The organism is Sphingobacterium arenae (assembly GCF_014692505.1).
Lineage (GTDB): Bacteria > Bacteroidota > Bacteroidia > Sphingobacteriales > Sphingobacteriaceae > Sphingobacterium > Sphingobacterium arenae.
On the sequence record NZ_JACNYK010000001.1, the window covers coordinates 505,922 to 523,281 of the forward strand.

The following is a 17,360-nucleotide window of genomic DNA, read 5'->3' on the forward strand; positions in this document are numbered from 1 at the left end:
CGGTGGAACCGGAGAAGTCGCCGGATGCGGAGTCCAAGCCTGTAGAACCGGAAGTTCCTTCCAGCAAGCCAGCGGGTTTCAAGCCACGATTTAAGGCGGGTGCTACCAAGGCCGTGGAACCGGAGAAGTCGCCGGATGCGGAGTCCAAGCCTGTAGAACCGGAAGTTCCTTCCAGCAAGCCAGCGGGTTTCAAGCCACGATTTAAGGCGGGTGCTACCAAGGCCGTGGAACCGGAGAAGTCACCGGATGCGGAGTCCAAGCCTGTAGAACCGGAAGTTCCTTCCAGCAAGCCGGCGGGTTTCAAACCAAGATTTAAGGCCGGTGTGACCAAAACTTCACCGCCAAAAACAGAAGACGATTAAGAATTGCTTTGTAACATATGAGCCAAACTGCGGATGACTCTGTCGTGTTTTTTAACAAACGGATTGTCTTCGTTCCATACATAACCTGCTAACACGGCGCATATTTTTCGCTTCACATCAAGATTTTCGGGACGATGGAAAAAAAGCGTTTGTAGATTGCCTGTATACCATTCTTTTACGTATGTTGTAAAAACATGAATACCACGTTGCATATAATCGGCATATTCAACCTGCCAATTAATTTTTTCGCCTTGTAATTGCCGATAGGCTAGTTTTGCGGAAAGAATACCGGATTCTGTTGCAAAGCACACGCCAGAAGAAAATACGGGATCCAAAAATTCCGCACTATTGCCCGTTAATGCAAAACCTTGCCCAAACATTTTAGAGACAGCAGCCGAGTAATTTTTAAGATGTATAGGTTCAAATTCGAAGTCTGTATTCGCAAAACGCTTGACATAAAAATCGGAGAGCTTAATCGCTCTTTTTAGAGCCTCTGCCGTGCCCTCATCTCCCTTTAGTTGTTCGATAAAATCCGTGTGTGCCACGATGCCCAGACTTGTCAACCCATTGGAGAAAGGAATAACCCATAACCAAACCTCGGTATCTAGTACATCAAATGAAATTTGTGTGCCCTCTATACCGATAGGACGGTTGGCATCTTTTACATGTGAAAAGATGGCGGAATGCGGATTCAGCTGTGACGGCGTGTCTAAATGTAGTAAACGAGGGAGGACACGCCCGTATCCGCTGGCATCGATCACAAATCGAGCCTTGATTTGTGCATCGACTCCTTCTTTGTCCTGAACGGTAGTCAAAGAATCAGTTCCGTTAAACTCGATCGCTGTAACCGCAGTCTCAAAAGCAATGTCTACATTCTTTTTTTGGAGCTCTTGGGTCATCGCATGATCAAAATCAGCCCTTGGAACTTGCCATGTCCAATTCCAACCCTCTCCAAATTTGTCTCCAAAATCAAAATCGCTAATGACGTTGCCTCGAATAAAACGTGCACCAGGTTTCTCCTGGAAATTTTGCGCCTGTAGGGCAGGTAACAGTCCCGCTTCGTCAAAATGATCCATAACACGGGGGATAAGGCTTTCGCCTACAACTAAACGAGGGAACTTGGATCGCTCGACAATCTTGATGTGAACACCCTGTTGCTCTAAATAACCCGCAGCTACGCAGCCTGAAGGTCCTGCGCCAATAATTAAAATATCTACTTCCTCGACGTGCATAGCTTGATGAATTAACCGAATTAAAATTAAATTATAGTATTTTTGCAAATGTTTCGATACGACACCGACCTACAAAAATAACAGTAAAATCTGTGCTTTTTGATGGTAAAAGAAAATTAGCGAAGAATATAGGCATACATGATTTCGGTAGATAAAAAATTAACGCTGTCTCAGTTTTATGAGATTATATTTAAAGGTGAGCCCCTTGCTATAGAGCCGGAGGTACTTCAGATAGTGGAAGAAAGCCATGTTTTCCTGAAAGAATTTGCTGCGAATAGAGTGATTTATGGCGTGAATACGGGGTTTGGGCCGATGGCGCAGTATCGTATACAAGACGAGGATACAAACCAGCTGCAATATAATCTGATCCGCAGCCATGCGGCGGGTACAGGTGATGTCTTATCGCCACTTCACGTAAAAGCAGCAATGCTCACGCGTCTGACCAATCTTTCTAAAGGGAAGTCTGGCGTCCACGCAACTGTTATTGAATTACTCAAAGAATTGATCAACCGAAATATTATACCTGTCATTTTTGCACATGGTGGTGTAGGAGCGAGTGGTGATTTGGTACAGCTTGCACATTTAGCCCTAGTGCTGATTGGTGAAGGAGAGGTATTTCATAAAAATGAACGTAGGGCTACAGCAATCGTGTTTAAGGAAGAGGGGCTGAGGCCTATTGAGGTGGTGGTGCGTGAGGGACTGTCGTTGATTAATGGTACATCGGTAATGACAGGCGTAGGGCTTGTCAATTATTGCTATGCATCGAAATTGCTAGATTGGTCGATTTGGCTTTCTTGTGCCATGAATGAAATTGTCAAGGCACATGACGACCATTATTCAACGCATTTGAATGCCGTTAAACTGCATGTTGGACAAAGTCAGGTTGCATCTCGAATGCAGGAGCATTTGATTGATAGTACGTTAATAAAAAAGCGGGAAGACGATTTGTATTCGGGAAATAATCAAGAAGATATTTTTAAAGAAAAAGTGCAAGAATACTATTCGCTGCGTTGTGTTCCACAGATTTTAGGGCCAATCTTGGAAACAATTCAGCAAGTGGGAAAAGTACTTGAAGACGAGCTGAACTCGGTTAGTGATAATCCGATAATTTCTGTGGAAAACCAAAATGTGTACCATGGGGGAAACTTTCATGGTGACTATGTTTCCTTGGAGATGGATAAGCTGAAACTAGCGATTACGCGTCTGACGATGTTATCGGAAAGGCAGCTAAACTATCTTATGAATACTAAAATAAATGGATTGTTACCGCCTTTCGTGAATATGGGTAAGCTTGGTTTTAATTTTGGTATGCAAGGAGCTCAATTTACCGCAACGTCCACCACGGCAGAAAACCAAATGCTCTCGACGTCTATGTATATACATAGTATTCCGAATAACAATGATAATCAGGATATTGTGAGTATGGGAACGAACGCCGCGGTGATAGCAAATCGGGTAATCGTAAATGCATTTGAAGTACTTGCGGTTCAAATTATTTCCGTGAGGCAGGCAATTGATATTTTAAATTATCAAAATTTTGTATCTTCAAAAACAAAAGCGGTGTATGATGAAATTAGTGCGATTATTCCTGCCTTTTCAGACGACAAACCGCTTTATCCTGCCATTCAGCAGGTTAAAGATTATTTGATGAGGTAATATGAAATGTGCATTGGTAACAGGCGGATCGAGAGGTATCGGACGGGCGATCTGTAAAAAGGTAGCAGTCGAATTGGGATACCATGTGCTGATTAATTATCAGGGAAATGAAGAAGCCGCTAAGGAAACATTGGCCATATTAGAAGATGAAGGTGCGACAGGGGAGATTATTAAATTTAATGTTGGAGACCCAGCGGAAGTAAAGGATGCGTTACAACGATGGAGTGAACGTCATCCGGAAGCGGTTGTGGAGGTTATCGTTAATAATGCAGGTATCGCGAGAGACGGTTTGTTCATGTGGATGTCTCCGGAGGATTGGTCGTCCGTGTTAAATGTCTCTTTGCAAGGGTTCTACAACGTAACGCATTTTTTTATCCAAAAACTATTACGTCAACGGTATGGTCGAATCATCAATATCGTTTCCGTCTCGGGCGTTAAGGGAACCGCAGGCCAAGTTAACTACTCGGCGGCGAAGGCTGGTGTCGTTGGGGCTACAAAAGCATTGGCGCAAGAAATTGGAAAGAGAAATATCACCGTCAATGCCGTTGCACCGGGATTTATCCGTTCAGACATGACAGAAGGGATGGATGAAAAAGAGTTGAGAAAGATCATTCCTGCAAACCGATTTGGTGAAGCAGAAGAGGTAGCGGATTTGGTTTGTTTTCTTGCATCAAAAAAAGCCGGTTACATCACCGGAGAAGTTATCAATATAAATGGTGGAATTTATGCGTAGCATTGTTGGATGAATAAGCGTGTAGTCATTACTGGAATGGGCATCTATTCCTGTATCGGAGTTAATTTGGAAGAGGTCAGACAATCGCTTTTTGAAGGTAAATCAGGCATTGTGATTGATCGGGAGCGGGTAGCTTTTGGTTTCCAATCCCCTTTGACGGGTACGGTGCCCGCACCGGATTTAAAGAAGGTGCTCAACAGGCGCCAACGTATCAGTATGGGGGAGGAATCGGAGTATGCGTATATGGCAACAACAGAAGCGCTAGCGCAAGCGAAGCTGGAAATAGAAGATCTAAATAAGCGAGAGGTAGGTATTTTGTTCGGGAATGACAGTGTTTCGAAGGCAGTGATCGACGCCACGGATATCGTGCGAGAAAAGAAAGATACCCAGCTAATTGGTTCCGGGGCTATCTTTAAATCCATGAATTCTACTGTTACGATGAATCTGGCAACAATTTTTGGACTGTCTGGTATTAACATGACCATTAGTGCTGCCTGTGCCAGTGGTTCACATGCTCTTGGTCTGGGATACATGTTTATTCAACAAGGGTTGCAGGATATGATTATTTGCGGGGGGGCGCAGGAAATCAACCCCTATGCGATGGCAAGTTTCGATGGTTTAGGGGTATTTGCTACCGATATTAGCCATCCACAACAAGCCTCTAGGCCATTCGATAAGAGACGTACGGGACTAGTGCCCAGTGGGGGAGCAGCCGCAGTCATATTGGAGAGCTATGAATCTGCTATCAATAGGGGGGCGCCCATTATAGCCGAAATATTAGGCTATGGCTTTTCTTCTAACGGAGGTCATATATCTACACCGAACATCGAAGGTCCTGCGAAAGCTATGCGACGAGCACTCGAACAGGCCGATATACGAGCGGCTGATATTGGCTATATTAACGCACATGCCACATCGACACCGATTGGTGATGCGAATGAGGCAAAAGCAATTTTAGAGGTATTTGGGGATAGACCGTATGTCAGTTCCACAAAATCTATGACGGGACACGAATGTTGGATGGCTGGTGCGTCGGAAATTGTATATTCTACGCTGATGATGCAGCATGGGTTCATCGCCCCTAACATTAATTTGGAAGATCCGGATGATGACATCAAGGAATTAAATTTTGTTTCCCGCACAATAAAACAAGAATTTGATATATATTTGTCTAATTCTTTCGGATTTGGTGGGACCAATTCCGCATTGGTGGTCAAGAAATTTAATGATGGATAAAGCGCGTATATATCAAAAGATAAATGAAATCTTGGTAGAAGAATTTGAGGTGGATGAAAAGATTATCAGTCCGGAAGCATCTTTAAAGGAATCGCTTGATTTAGATAGCTTAGACTACGTAGATTTGGTTGTTATTATCGAATCCAATTTCGGAGTTAAGTTGGTGGAGGCAGATTTTGAAGGCGTGGTGACTTTCCAGGATTTCTATAACATCGTAGAACAAAAAATGACGGTAAAGAGTTAAGCAGGGTAAGATGAGCCAATGGGACGGAAAATCAAAAGGAACACTCCTTGGCTATAAGATATTTGTCTTTTTAATCAAAAAACTGGGCGTTCGAGCGGCGTATAGCTTACTTATTTTTGTAGCATTCTATTATTTTCTCTTCTCTCCCAAAAGCTTTCGAGCCATCTATTATTATTTGCGTCATAGACAAGGTTATAGTCATTGGACAACATGTTGGAAAGTTTATCAAACCTACTTTGTATTTGGACAAACCATTATCGATAAGGTAGCGATTGCCTCTGGTCTTAGGAACAGGTTCACCTATGAGTTTGACGGAATTGATACATTAAAAGAAGTTCTCGAGAATAAAAAAGGTGGTGTTCTTATTTCTGCACATGTGGGTAATTTTGAGATTGCGGATAAATTTTTTGCGGATATTGACTGGGATCTTCAAATTAACTTGGTTACAGCAGATCAGGAACGCACGATCATTAAAGAATATATCGAGCGTATCTCTGAAAAACCAAGGGTTAAGTTCATCCATATTCGAGAAGATATGTCGCATGTTTTCGCTATCAACGACGCTTTATCGAATAACGAACTAATTTGTTTCACCGGCGACCGATATTTTGATGGTGCCAAAACGCTAACCGCCCCTTTGCTCGGCAAAGATGCCAACTTCCCTGTCGGACCTTTTCGCATCGCTTCCCGCTTATCTGCTCCTGTTATTTTTGTATATGTGATGCGCGAACCGGGATTACATTATCACCTTTATGCGCGCAGAGCGATCGATGTAAAACAGCGTGATCCGCAATCTTTTCTTGCAGCTTATACAAGCAGTGTGGAAAGTATATTACGGAAGTATCCGCTACAGTGGTTTAACTTTTTTGATTTTTGGAAATGATATCTCTACCTATTTCAGGCGAAGAACTATTATTACTCATTCCGCAACGAGCGCCGATTGTTATGGTCTCTACCTTAGAAAGCTATGACGATAAACGGCTGGTGTCGACTTTTGTCGTCTGTGAAGAAAATATCTTTGTTAATGAGGTAACGTTAGTAGAAAGTGGTTTGCTCGAACATATGGCTCAATCTGTCGCGTTGCACACGGGATATAGCTATTTCTTGAAGGGGGAAAATGCACCGATGGGCTATATTGGCTCTATGCAGGATGTAGACATTCAGGATCTACCAGAAATAGGAGAGACTGTTTTTTCTACCGTCACCATCCTACAAGAATTTATGGGCGTGACGTTGGTTGAAATCGAAACAAAACTCGAAGACAGTGTCATTGCACGTGCGCGCATGAAAACAGTGATAGCCAAATAGCGGTATACACCCTCCTCACGAAAATGTGTCGGATTTTATGGTCATTTTGACAGAACTGACATTTCCTTCCCTTAAAAAAATATGAAAAAAGTTTCGAAGTAGGTTAAGCCCTTACTTAACAGAGCTTTGTGCCGTTTATTTTGAGATAATATACCTGTTTATATTGCATCATCTTAATTTTCAGCACGTTCCTTGTGGGGTTATAACCGAACTAATGTTATTCAACAAAAAATAAACAGATGAAGATTCTAGTAATTGGCGCCGGCAACATGGGGCTAACGTATGCCCATGGGATGGCCCAATCAGACTTATTGAAAGAAAAAGATTTAATGATTTTGGACAACTCGGCAGAAAAAATTGCCGAACTACGAGCGGAGGGAACGTTCGATGTCTACGAAAAACTGGAAGATTGTTTGCCTAAGGCAGACATCGTATTTATTGCCGTGAAACCTTACCACAGCGACGAGGTTTTTGAAGCTATCAAAGCGCATAAGAGACCAGATCAGATTTTTGTGTCTATTATGGCAGGCGTCACGATAAAGACGATGCAGGAAGCGATGGATATTAAAAAGGTCGTGCGGGCTATGCCAAACCTTGCCGCACAAGTGGGACATGGCTTTACCTCGTTTATTGGCTCTAAGGAGGTCTCCCGATTGGAGCTTCTTACGGTAGAAAAATTGATAGATACAACCGGACGATCCATCAAACTGGCAAATGAAATGGAAATTGATAAGTCCACAGGAATATCGGGTTCCGGCCCCGCCTATGTATTTTATTTTATGGAATCAATGATGGAAGCAGCTACCAAGATGGGATTCTGTGAAAAGGATGCGCGCTTGATGGTTGCACAAACTTTCCAAGGAGCGGTTGAATTGTTTAATAGCTCTGATATCAATCCAACTGCATGGATGGATAGAGTTGCCTCCAAAGGTGGTACGACGCGTGCCGCGCTGGATTCTATGGAAGAAAACAATGTCAAGGAATTAATTAAAGATGCCGCTTATGCAGCGTTCGACCGGGCGGTACAGCTGGGAAAGGAAAGTAATAAATAGACATGTATAAAAAGAGAATTGTTATTAAAGTCGGTACGAGTGTTATGGCGAACCGGGATAACCGGATTATGCTGTCGGCATTAAATAAACTTGTTGATCAAATAGCACAATTATATGAGGACAATATCATGACGGTATTGGTATCCTCGGGATCGGTAAACGCGGGGCGTGAGATATTGGGAGATAGTGTGATAGAAGATAAATCGCAAAGAAGACAGGTGTATTCTGCTATAGGGCAGCCGCGATTGATGCGACATTATTATACCCTCTTCCAAAATTATGGTATGCGTTGTGCACAAGTGCTGGCTACAAAGCGTGATTTTAACCCTGGAGAGCACCGTACCAACATGATTAATTGTTACGAGGGATTAATGTCTGAAGGTGTTATACCCATCGCAAACGAGGATGATGCCGTTTCCGTATCACACTCTATGTTTTCAGACAACGACGAGCTAGCGAGTTTAATTGCGGAGTTGATCCATGCAGATATGCTCATCATATTAACGGATATTGATGGTTTTTATACTGGGCATCCCGCAGATGAAGATTCTAAGCTGATTAGCGAAATTAAAGTTGACCAGCAGGTAGAACAGTACGTTACGAAGATAAATAAGGGCGAAACCTCTGGTCGCGGAGGAATGGAGTCGAAGCTTAAGGTAGCTAAGCATACTGCGGCAAAAGATATTCCGACGTATATTGCTAACGGCAAAAGGGATCGTGTGATTCTAGATATCATCGAAGGAAAACCCGTAGGAACGAAAGTTATAGCTTAAGTCCTATTCCGATTAGAAACATAGCTCGATAATTTTTCAGTGTTGAGCTATGTTTATCGATCATTCTTCTTCGCTACCTCCGGATTCCGTATGGTTCTCGTTGGTTGAGGATGCTACCAGTTTTGCTAGTAATTTTTCCACTTCCTCTTCCGAAGAAGTAAGCTTGGCTTTGCAGAGCGCGATGAGTTGAGAAGCTTTGCGAATTTTCTCTGTAAGCTCATCAACATTCGTTTGGCCAGATTCGATTTCGGAAACAATCAATTGGAGTTCCTCGAACGCGTCACTATAGGTGTATGTCTTTTCCATAATTGTTAAAGGATTTATCTCACTATTTTACTGTATACAATCCCTTCGTATAGGATGGTTTCGATCTCGTCGCCCACCTTCACGGTACTCTCTTGTGTAATAGCATGACCATTAATTTTGGTGATACTGAACCCTTTTTTGAGTAGTTGCTTTGGGTCGGCTAATTGTAGTAATCGTTGTATGTTATTAAGATCTGCTTTTCGTTCTTTCAATAATTGCATGCTAAAAAGTTGTAGATGGTTTATCACAGTAGAGAGTTTGTGTCCTTCTGTAGCAAGGACAGCCTTGCTGCTCCAGGATATGGATTGACTGTATTGTGCTAACCTACTCTCTTCTTGTTCAAATTGGCTTTTTGAGGCCTGCATGATACGACTTAGTGCCTCGTCAACCGGAATAGCAAATTGATGAAATTTTTGTATCAGAAAATCTGCAAGCTCACTAGGCGTTATGGCATTTTCGTAGGCCACCATTTCACTGACTGTCTCATTGGTTGAATGGCCGATCCCCGTAATTACCGGAATGGGAAAAATCGCAATAGCCTTGGCGAGTTGGTAATTATTATAAGAGGAAAGCCCAACCTCTCCGCCGCCGCCACGAATGATAGCCACGGTGTCAAACTCCCCCGTTTTCTCTGCAATATTGGCTAATTGTCGGATAATAGAGGGGATGGATTTGTCTCCCTGTAACAGTGCAGGAAATAGGGTATATTCAAATTTATACTTCCAAGGATTTCGATGAATAATTTTGAAAAAATCGGATAACCCTTTGCTTGTCTCCACGGATATAATCGCAAGACGTTTGGGTAGAAGAGGAAAGGATAAATTTTTATTCGAATGGAATATACCCTCCGCTTGAAGCTTTCGGACACTTTCTCGTTTTTCCTTTTCCAGTTCGCCTAACACAAAGGTGGGATCGATATCTACTATTTTTAAGCTAAAGCCGTATAGCGGATCATAAGATATACCCGCTTGAAATAGAATCGTGATGCCATCCCGTAAGGGCTCGCCCAGTATCTTGATAAATTGCTGATTCACCCGCTGAAAATCTGCGTTCCATAAAACAGAACGCATTTCTGCTACGACCTTACCGTCTTTTTTCTCGACCAGTTCGGGATAACAATGTCCCGAATGTGTGTAATGATTGAGCTTGTTCATCTCTGCTTTAATCCAATACAAACTTCTGTAGCGTTCTGCAATTGTTTTTTGAATGCTACGAGACACCTCTAAGAGAGAGAAAATAGTTTTATCGCTGACAGTTTCGGGCATAAATCAAACCTAAATAAAATGCTTCGCATTCACGAATTCTCAAATTATAAAATTATCATGAGTAATTCATTTTTATATGCAATTTAATTGCGCATTATATAAAATTAATTATTCATATTCGTATGCTTCCAAAGGCATTCATGAGCACTACGTGGTTTATTTCGCTCTCCTCTGCCATTCAGGCTTATTTTATAGAGGAAATATAGAGTTTTTATGTTCTTTTTTACCTCAAAAAAGAACCAAAACCAAACGAAGTGAGCTCATGGGCACTAAAATTAAACATTTGTCCATAAAAATCGTCGCTGCGGATATTGGAGATAAGGGATAGTGCTAAGGAATGATTCTACATGACTCAAATATCCGGAGGCGACCTTTAGCTTAAATGAGGGGGTAGTACAAATCTTCAGTAGATTTTAATACATTTATGGTTTAAATCAGTAAATGAAATGAAAAGTACGATAACCTGTTTTTGTTTATTACTACTCCTATATACATCGAGCAGTGTGGCCCAATATAAGCAAACAATCGTTAATCAGGCGACGTTGATCCAGAACACGGGAGGCGTGGTGCCCTTAAAGCGTTTAGACAGACATCGTATGGTGGTGATTACACCGTTTCCTAACAAATACGCTCATTTTGTAAACATGGTAAAGCGTTATGCTGATGCCGAAAGTTTTGATTTCAACGGTTACGAAGAGCATACAAAATATCACAATACCATCATTATAGCCGGAACAAAGGAAGATCTCCGAAATGATCTATTGTTGCTGGTTCAACAATCTATTGTACACAATAAACAGATTATTGTCGTACAATTTGAAAGTAGGACGACGTCTTCGAGTTGGTCACGGGGACGCTTACAAGGTCGGTTTTCGGAGTTGATTTACCCCGAATTTAATAAGGAGGCTCAGCAGTATGCTGCCATGTCGGTTTTTGGGGGGCTAGCTATCACGCAAGGGCAAAATAGAACGGAGCAAACCCGCTTGCAGTATGCTACAGAAAATTCCTGTGGGCTGGATATCGAGGGCATGACAAAAAAGATTGATGCTATTGCGGCGGAAGCTATTCGCGAACACGCGGCTCCAGGTATGGTTGTTATGGCCGTGAAAGATGGACAGGTTATTTTTGATAAAGCGTATGGCACGCATACTTACGAGGGAAAAATACCAACTAAAACGAGCGATATATTTGACCTTGCATCTGTTAGTAAGATAGCGGGTACAACGCCTGTGGTTATGCATTTGCAAGAACGGAATATTATTAATCTGGACAGCGCAATGGGCTGTTATTTAGGACAGGCACAAGAAACAAATAAAAAGGATATTACACTTCGCAGTGTGTTGTTGCATGAAGCAGGGTTTACGCCTTTTATCCCATTTTATCGAAATCTGAAACCGGGGGATTTAGTTCATAAACCAGATACCGCTCATCAAGTACGTGTGGCGGATAGAGCCTACCTCCGGAACAACTACTATAGAGATGTCATGTGGCCACAAATGATGCAATCTCCTGTAAAACCTGTCGGTAACTATGTCTATAGCGATATCAGTATGTACGTGATGAAAGAAATTGCGGAACGTATGACTTCTAAGCCTATGGAAGACTATGTACAGGAACTGCTCTATCAACCTATAGGCATGAAAACAGCGGGTTATAATCCGCGTCAACGCTTTGCAAAAGACCATATCGTACCAACGCAGGACGATACTGTTTTCCGAAAAGAGCTATTACAGGGCTATGTGCATGATGAGGGCGCCGCTATGGCCGGTGGTGTCGCGGGGCATGCGGGGCTTTTTGCTACGGCAAATGACCTGGCTATTTATGGACAATTGCTGTTAAATAGAGGCGAGTACGGTGGTATCCGATATTTCAGACCGGAGACAGTCGATTTATTTACATCGAAGCAATCATTAACCAGTCGGCGTGGACTCGGCTTTGATCGAACTGATCCGGACAAGAAAAAAGAATATCCTTCCCGATTGGCAAATGAATCCGTGTTTGGGCACACAGGTTATACAGGGACTTGTATATGGATCGATCCAAAAAATCAACTTATTTATATTTTCCTGTCGAATCGGGTGCATCCGCAAGTGTCGACAAAGCTGTTGGATTTGAATATACGAAGTCGTATACAGGATGCTATTTATGAAGGACTTTGATAAAATGTTTTCATGATCTTCATAAAAATATAACAGCCGGGTTAATCCTATCTTGTCTTCACTTTTCAATACGGTTTAATTCTTCGTAGTTATTGTCTAGTTTGTTTATCAGCCTGCGGTATAGGATGTGATAATAACGTTTTAAGAGGTACGTAACGATTAGAATAACAGGGGTAAAAACAATAAGTACCAAAAAGGTCATTATGATTCCTTCCGCTACAGATTTATTTATGATTGTTGTAACAATCTCTTTCAATCCCGCTAGTGCGCCATAAAAGATAACAAAGTAAATGTTGAACTTGATGTAATTGTCAACAGATTGCCGTGTTTTTAAGATTGTTTTCAAGAGTGTCTTGGTGTTTGTGGTATTCTTGATCAGTCTATAGTTTTTAAAGAAACGGTAAATAAAATAAAGGATCACTGCTTTGAAGGCTATACCAAAAGTTATATCCAGAAATGATTCGAAGGACGTGCTTTTTTGATCCATCGGCAATATAAATCCAAGTATAATTCCAACGGACAATTCGATGAGGCTAATTATAAAAACCCATTTTATAATCGAAGAAGACCGCTGGTGTAACATGTGCCTTATTTCCTCTTTGTTTATTTTTGGAAAACGATCATCGTTATTCCAATGTTGCTTTAATAAATCTAATCCGTCCATTATATACCTCCTTTTTTGTTTAGTATAGCTTTCAATTTCGTCTTAATCCGATTCATTTTTACGCGAGCATTTCCCTCGGTGATGCCTAGACTTGCTGCAATCTCTTGATAATCTTTATCTTCTACGTACAAATAAACGAGTGCCTTCTCAATATCGTTTAGCTGTCGGACAGCTGTATAAAGAAACTTGAGCTTTTCTTCTTCTTCTGGATTGTATTCTTCATAACGTATACGGTGGAAAGAACTGTCCCATTCGACTGTGGTTATATTTTTCTTTTTGTTCCGGTATAAGGAGATGGCTGTATTTAGACAAACGCGGTAAGCCCAAGTCGAAAACTTGGAATCGCCTTTGAAATTAGGATAAGATCGCCACAACTGTATGACCATTTCCTGGAATAGGTCTTTATGCGTTTCGTTATCCTCTGTGTAGAGCGAACAAATTTTATGAAGGATATTTTGGTTTTCCTCCAAAAGATTAATGAAGCTTGATTCCAAGTGTTTGGTCATGATACGCTATATGTCGAAGGTAAGGAGAAGATGTTACAGATGGATAGCGTTATTTTTAAAAAATCTTTTTGTTTTTCTTATTTTCGCTTAATGGCTAAAGCAAAATCAACGTATTTCTGTCAGCATTGTGGGTACGAATCGCCTAAATGGCTGGGGCAATGCCCGTCTTGTAAACAATGGAACGCCTTTGTTGAAGAAGTGGTGGAAAAAACCGGCTCGAAGGTGCCGGAATGGCGGAGTACGTCTACGCCGAGTACGTCCCGTCGATCGAGTAAGGCGGCGGTTATCAATGAGATAGTTTATCAGGACGAGCAACGCGTAACCACACCCGACAAAGAATTCAATCGCGTGCTTGGGGGCGGAATTGTGCCGGGGTCACTTGTTTTGATTGGTGGAGAACCAGGGATTGGAAAATCTACGCTGATGTTGCAATTAGCGTTGAGTATACCTCAAGTAAAAACACTCTATATCTCCGGAGAAGAAAGCGAGCAGCAGATCAAGATGCGAGCGGAGCGGTTGTCACAGAGCTCCAAGGCGAATTGCTATATCCTCACGGAGACATCCACGCAACAGATTTTTAAACAAATCGAGACTGTACAGCCCGATATCGTCGTCATTGATTCGATACAAACGTTACACTCATCGCACATCGAGTCGGCTCCTGGATCTGTATCTCAGGTTCGGGAATGCACCGCAGAGCTTTTGCGCTTTGCGAAGGAAACCAGTACTCCCGTATTTATCGTGGGGCATATTACCAAAGACGGCTCTATCGCAGGACCGAAAGTATTAGAGCACATGGTCGATACGGTACTACAGTTTGAAGGTGATCGAAACCATGTCTACCGAATATTACGCGCCGTTAAAAACCGCTTTGGATCTTCGTCGGAACTTGGAATATATGAAATGCAGGGGTCGGGCCTTCGGGAGGTTTCAAACCCTTCTGAAATTATGATTTCTCAGCGCGACGAGCCTGTCAGCGGTGTGGCAATTGCTGCGATGTTAGAAGGAATGCGTCCGTTGATGATTGAAGTGCAGGCTTTGGTGAGTAACTCCGCTTTCGGAACGCCACAGCGAACGTCGACCGGTTTCGACACGAAACGCTTAAGTATGCTGCTTGCGGTTTTAGAAAAACGCTTCGGCTTCCGACTTAGTGCACAAGATGTCTTTTTGAATATAGCCGGAGGATTACGTGTGGAAGATCCTGCTATAGATCTAGCTGTCATAGCTGCGCTAATCTCTTCCCAACAGGATATCCCGCTCCCCTCGCAAGTCACTTTTGCGGGAGAAGTCGGTCTCTCTGGTGAAATTCGCGCGGTAAACCGTATAGAACAGCGAATTACAGAGGCAGAAAAATTGGGATTCGAAGGAATCTTTATTTCGAAATATAATACGAAAGGATTGGATGCGAAAAAGTACGATATCGCTATCCGCCCATTAGCAACCTTAGAGAATCTATTTAGCGCTTTATTCGGTTAAAAGAGGAAAGATAGGGCTCTCTTGATGAGCCTCATCGATATATATCCCGAGTTTTTTGGCTATTTTGCCATGCTTGCGAATGATATTATTGCTCTCTGTCGGATCATCTTTTAAGTTGTATAACTCCTCGGTGGTTCGACTTCCGTCTTTAACTTTAAGTCTTACCAATTTCCAGTTATCCGCACGGACCGCTTGTCTTCCTCCGTCTTCATGGAACTCCCAATACAGGTACTGATGCTTGTGCTGTTTTCCTTCTCCGGTGAGCGTGGGTAATATCGAAATCCCATCTGTAAAATCGGGTATCGAAACGCCCGAAACCTCCGCGAATGTTGGTAGTACATCCCAAAATGCAGCGAGATGCGGTGTTGTACTTGCAGGACTTATTTTATCCGGCCACACGGCTAACATTGGGGCTTTTATACCTCCTTCGTAAAGATCACGCTTGTATCCTCTTAGACCAGCCGAACTGTTGAAAAAATCGGGGTCTGCACCACCTTCGCGATGTGCGCCGTTATCGCTGGTGAAAATAATTAAGGTATCGTCCGATAATCCCAGTTCCTCTAACTTGGCAATGATTTCCCCCACATAGTTGTCTAGTCGACTAACCATAGCGGCAAAAGTTGCGCGAGGCTCTTCAACGGATGCATAGCCGGAAACGGTGGCATTTGGCCCATAACCATTACCCTTATGAGCCGTTTCCGGAAAGCTGGTGCTATATCGCTGATAGAATCCATCGTTAGGCCCAGCTAATTCCGCATGCGGAAGGACTGTAGGTACAAAAAGAAAGAAAGGTTTTTGTTGATTTTCCTCGATAAAAGCCAGTGTTTTTTGTTGGATTAGCGCGGGTGCGTAGTGTATTTTTTGCTGTAGATCGTTTCCCTCCAACATTACCTTTTCCCTATTATGCCATAGATGAGTAGGATAATAGCGGTGTGATTGGCGTTGACAATTGTAGCCGAAAAATTCATCAAAGCCTTTTTTTAACGGATCTCCAGACGTGCCGACCATGCCCAATCCCCATTTTCCAAAGGCCCCTGTAGTATAACCGGCTTCTTTCAGCAACAGGGCGACCGTTGCGATGCTATCGGCCAATGGTTCCTGTCCTTCCGGCTGGACTTCTTTGTTCCCCCGGATGTAGGTATGTCCCGTGTGTTGTCCTGTCATCAACGCGGAACGGGAAGGTGCACATACGGATGTGCCCGAGTAGAAGTTTTCAAATCGCATACCGCGGCTGGCAAGTTTATCGAGATTTGGGGTTTTAATTTTTTCCTGTCCATAAGGGCCGATGTCGCCGATACCCAGATCGTCGGCTAGAATAAGGACGATATTTGGTTGTCGATGCTGCGACATTACAGGAAGGATCAAGCTGAATAACAGGAACGTACTTAACAAACGGCTTTTTGAATTCATACCATAAAATTTTACCCACAATGCGACATGAAAATTTATAATGACCATGTTAAATATAAGATTATTTTTTATTTTTATTTTCTATATACAATATACGAAGAATATGGCGTCAGGTATTTTTGCAGTTTTAGATGATATTGCAGCTCTAATGGATGATGTTGCAGTAGCAGCTAAGGTCGCTACACGCAAAACAGCGGGGATATTGGGTGATGATTTAGCGGTCAATGCAGAAAAGGCGACAGGTTTTTTGTCTTCTAGGGAGATACCTGTACTCTGGGCAATTACCAAAGGTTCATTCGTAAACAAACTCATCATTGTCCCAGTCGCATTATTGTTAAATGCATTTTTTCCAATAGCCATTAAGATAGCTTTGTTGCTAGGAGGATGCTACCTTGCCTACGAAGGCGTAGAGAAGATTATTGAATACTTTTTCCATCGGTCGAAGCCGACACCAGTTGTGGAAAAGAAAGAGGAAGAGAGTAGTGGGGAGGAGAAGGTAAAAGTCAGATCGGCAATAACAACCGATTTTATTCTCTCCGTCGAGATTGTTATTATAGCATTAGGTACTGTGCTCGACAGGAGTTTGGCCATACAGATTTTAACTGTTTCCGTGGTGGCCCTTTTGGCTACCGTGGGCGTATATGGTATTGTGGCACTTATTGTCCGTATGGATGATGCAGGTTATCGGTTGATTAAGTACAGCGATAACAAGGGGTTTTTGTTCCACTTAGGACAGTTATTGGTGAAGGCTTTGCCCATTGTGATCAAAGGACTGTCTATTATCGGCACCATTGCATTAGTCTTGGTGAGCGGTGGTATTTTTGTGCACAATATAGACTACATCCACCATCTTTTTCCTGCGTTGCCAGCTATATTAAAGGAATTTGTTGTTGGTTTAGTCGCTGGTATACTTTTGGTAGGCTTAGTTACAGCAGTAAAAAAAATTTTTATGAAGAGCAGAGCGTAACGCGCTGCTCG

Annotated in this window: 18 protein-coding genes; 12 read left to right on the top strand and 6 right to left on the bottom strand. The window is 42.5% G+C overall.

The genetic code is table 11. The features are described from left to right. On the top strand, positions 1–362 hold a 362-nt coding region (locus H8B17_RS02140), incomplete at its 5' end, for a hypothetical protein (RefSeq protein ID WP_223816304.1). Here H8B17_RS02140 and H8B17_RS02145 read toward each other — a convergent pair. After that, positions 359–1,594 carry an NAD(P)/FAD-dependent oxidoreductase gene (locus H8B17_RS02145; protein WP_190307518.1) on the bottom strand — a complete coding sequence of 412 codons (1,236 nt, stop codon included), beginning with the start codon at positions 1,592–1,594 and terminating at the stop codon, positions 359–361. The two genes, H8B17_RS02140 and H8B17_RS02145, sit on opposite strands and share 4 nt — an antisense overlap. Positions 1,595–1,732: 138 nt before the next feature. Between H8B17_RS02145 and H8B17_RS02150 the strand changes: the two genes are divergently transcribed. The 8 genes from H8B17_RS02150 (at position 1,733) to proB (ending at position 8,596) form a co-directional block, all read left to right on the top strand. Beyond that, a complete protein-coding gene (locus H8B17_RS02150) occupies positions 1,733–3,250 on the top strand; it encodes an HAL/PAL/TAL family ammonia-lyase (RefSeq protein ID WP_190307519.1) in 1,518 nt (505 codons plus the stop codon). 1 nt (position 3,251) lies between these two features. Beyond that, on the top strand, positions 3,252–3,983 hold the full coding sequence (gene fabG, locus H8B17_RS02155; protein ID WP_190307520.1) for a 3-oxoacyl-ACP reductase FabG: 732 nt from the start codon (positions 3,252–3,254) through the stop codon (positions 3,981–3,983). 9 nt (positions 3,984–3,992) lie between these two features. Further along, positions 3,993–5,219, top strand: a complete 1,227-nt coding sequence (locus H8B17_RS02160) for a beta-ketoacyl-[acyl-carrier-protein] synthase family protein (RefSeq protein ID WP_190307521.1) — start codon at positions 3,993–3,995, stop codon at positions 5,217–5,219. Further along, a complete protein-coding gene (locus tag H8B17_RS02165) occupies positions 5,209–5,463 on the top strand; it encodes an acyl carrier protein (RefSeq protein ID WP_223816305.1) in 255 nt (84 codons plus the stop codon). The genes H8B17_RS02160 and H8B17_RS02165 overlap by 11 nt, the downstream gene beginning before the upstream one ends. Before the next feature lie 10 nt (positions 5,464–5,473). Further along, complete coding sequence (locus H8B17_RS02170; RefSeq protein ID WP_190307522.1) at positions 5,474–6,346, top strand: LpxL/LpxP family acyltransferase; 873 nt, start codon at positions 5,474–5,476, stop codon at positions 6,344–6,346. Continuing rightward, positions 6,337–6,771, top strand: a complete 435-nt coding sequence (locus H8B17_RS02175; protein ID WP_223816306.1) for a hypothetical protein — start codon at positions 6,337–6,339, stop codon at positions 6,769–6,771. The genes H8B17_RS02170 and H8B17_RS02175 overlap by 10 nt, the downstream gene beginning before the upstream one ends. A 239-nt stretch (positions 6,772–7,010) precedes the next feature. Next, on the top strand, positions 7,011–7,823 hold the full coding sequence (gene proC / locus H8B17_RS02180) for a pyrroline-5-carboxylate reductase (RefSeq protein ID WP_190307523.1): 813 nt from the start codon (positions 7,011–7,013) through the stop codon (positions 7,821–7,823). A gap of 2 nt (positions 7,824–7,825) precedes the next feature. Beyond that, a complete protein-coding gene (proB, locus tag H8B17_RS02185; protein ID WP_190307524.1) occupies positions 7,826–8,596 on the top strand; it encodes a glutamate 5-kinase in 771 nt (256 codons plus the stop codon). A gap of 60 nt (positions 8,597–8,656) precedes the next feature. On the opposite strand, the gene xseB is transcribed toward proB, so the two are convergent. Both xseB and xseA read right to left on the bottom strand, forming a co-directional pair. Next, the gene (gene xseB / locus H8B17_RS02190) at positions 8,657–8,902 is read right to left on the bottom strand and encodes an exodeoxyribonuclease VII small subunit (RefSeq protein WP_190307525.1); all 246 of its coding nucleotides are present in this window, start codon (positions 8,900–8,902) and stop codon (positions 8,657–8,659) included. Between the two features lie 14 nt (positions 8,903–8,916). Then, entirely contained in the window at positions 8,917–10,167 is a 1,251-nt protein-coding gene (xseA, locus tag H8B17_RS02195; protein WP_190307526.1) for an exodeoxyribonuclease VII large subunit, read from the bottom strand. A 446-nt stretch (positions 10,168–10,613) separates the two neighbouring features. Here xseA and H8B17_RS02200 point away from each other — a divergent pair, with 446 nt between their 5' ends. Beyond that, positions 10,614–12,326 (top strand): serine hydrolase domain-containing protein, encoded by a 1,713-nt coding sequence (locus tag H8B17_RS02200; RefSeq protein WP_190307527.1) that lies wholly within the window; start codon positions 10,614–10,616, stop codon positions 12,324–12,326. A gap of 58 nt (positions 12,327–12,384) precedes the next feature. On the opposite strand, the gene H8B17_RS02205 is transcribed toward H8B17_RS02200, so the two are convergent. Next, entirely contained in the window at positions 12,385–12,990 is a 606-nt protein-coding gene (locus H8B17_RS02205; RefSeq protein WP_190307528.1) for a hypothetical protein, read from the bottom strand. Next, entirely contained in the window at positions 12,990–13,496 is a 507-nt protein-coding gene (locus H8B17_RS02210) for an RNA polymerase sigma factor (RefSeq protein WP_190307529.1), read from the bottom strand. Before H8B17_RS02210 ends, H8B17_RS02205 begins: the two co-directional genes overlap by 1 nt. 90 nt (positions 13,497–13,586) lie before the next feature. On the opposite strand from H8B17_RS02210, the gene radA reads away from it, so the two are divergent. Next, a complete protein-coding gene (gene radA, locus H8B17_RS02215; protein ID WP_190307530.1) occupies positions 13,587–14,972 on the top strand; it encodes a DNA repair protein RadA in 1,386 nt (461 codons plus the stop codon). On the opposite strand, the gene H8B17_RS02220 is transcribed toward radA, so the two are convergent. Further along, complete coding sequence (locus H8B17_RS02220; protein ID WP_190307531.1) at positions 14,961–16,382, bottom strand: arylsulfatase; 1,422 nt, start codon at positions 16,380–16,382, stop codon at positions 14,961–14,963. The genes radA and H8B17_RS02220 overlap by 12 nt on opposite strands. Before the next feature lie 103 nt (positions 16,383–16,485). On the opposite strand from H8B17_RS02220, the gene H8B17_RS02225 reads away from it, so the two are divergent. Then, positions 16,486–17,349 (top strand): DUF808 domain-containing protein, encoded by an 864-nt coding sequence (locus tag H8B17_RS02225; protein ID WP_190307532.1) that lies wholly within the window; start codon positions 16,486–16,488, stop codon positions 17,347–17,349. Positions 17,350–17,360 lie beyond the last annotated feature (11 nt).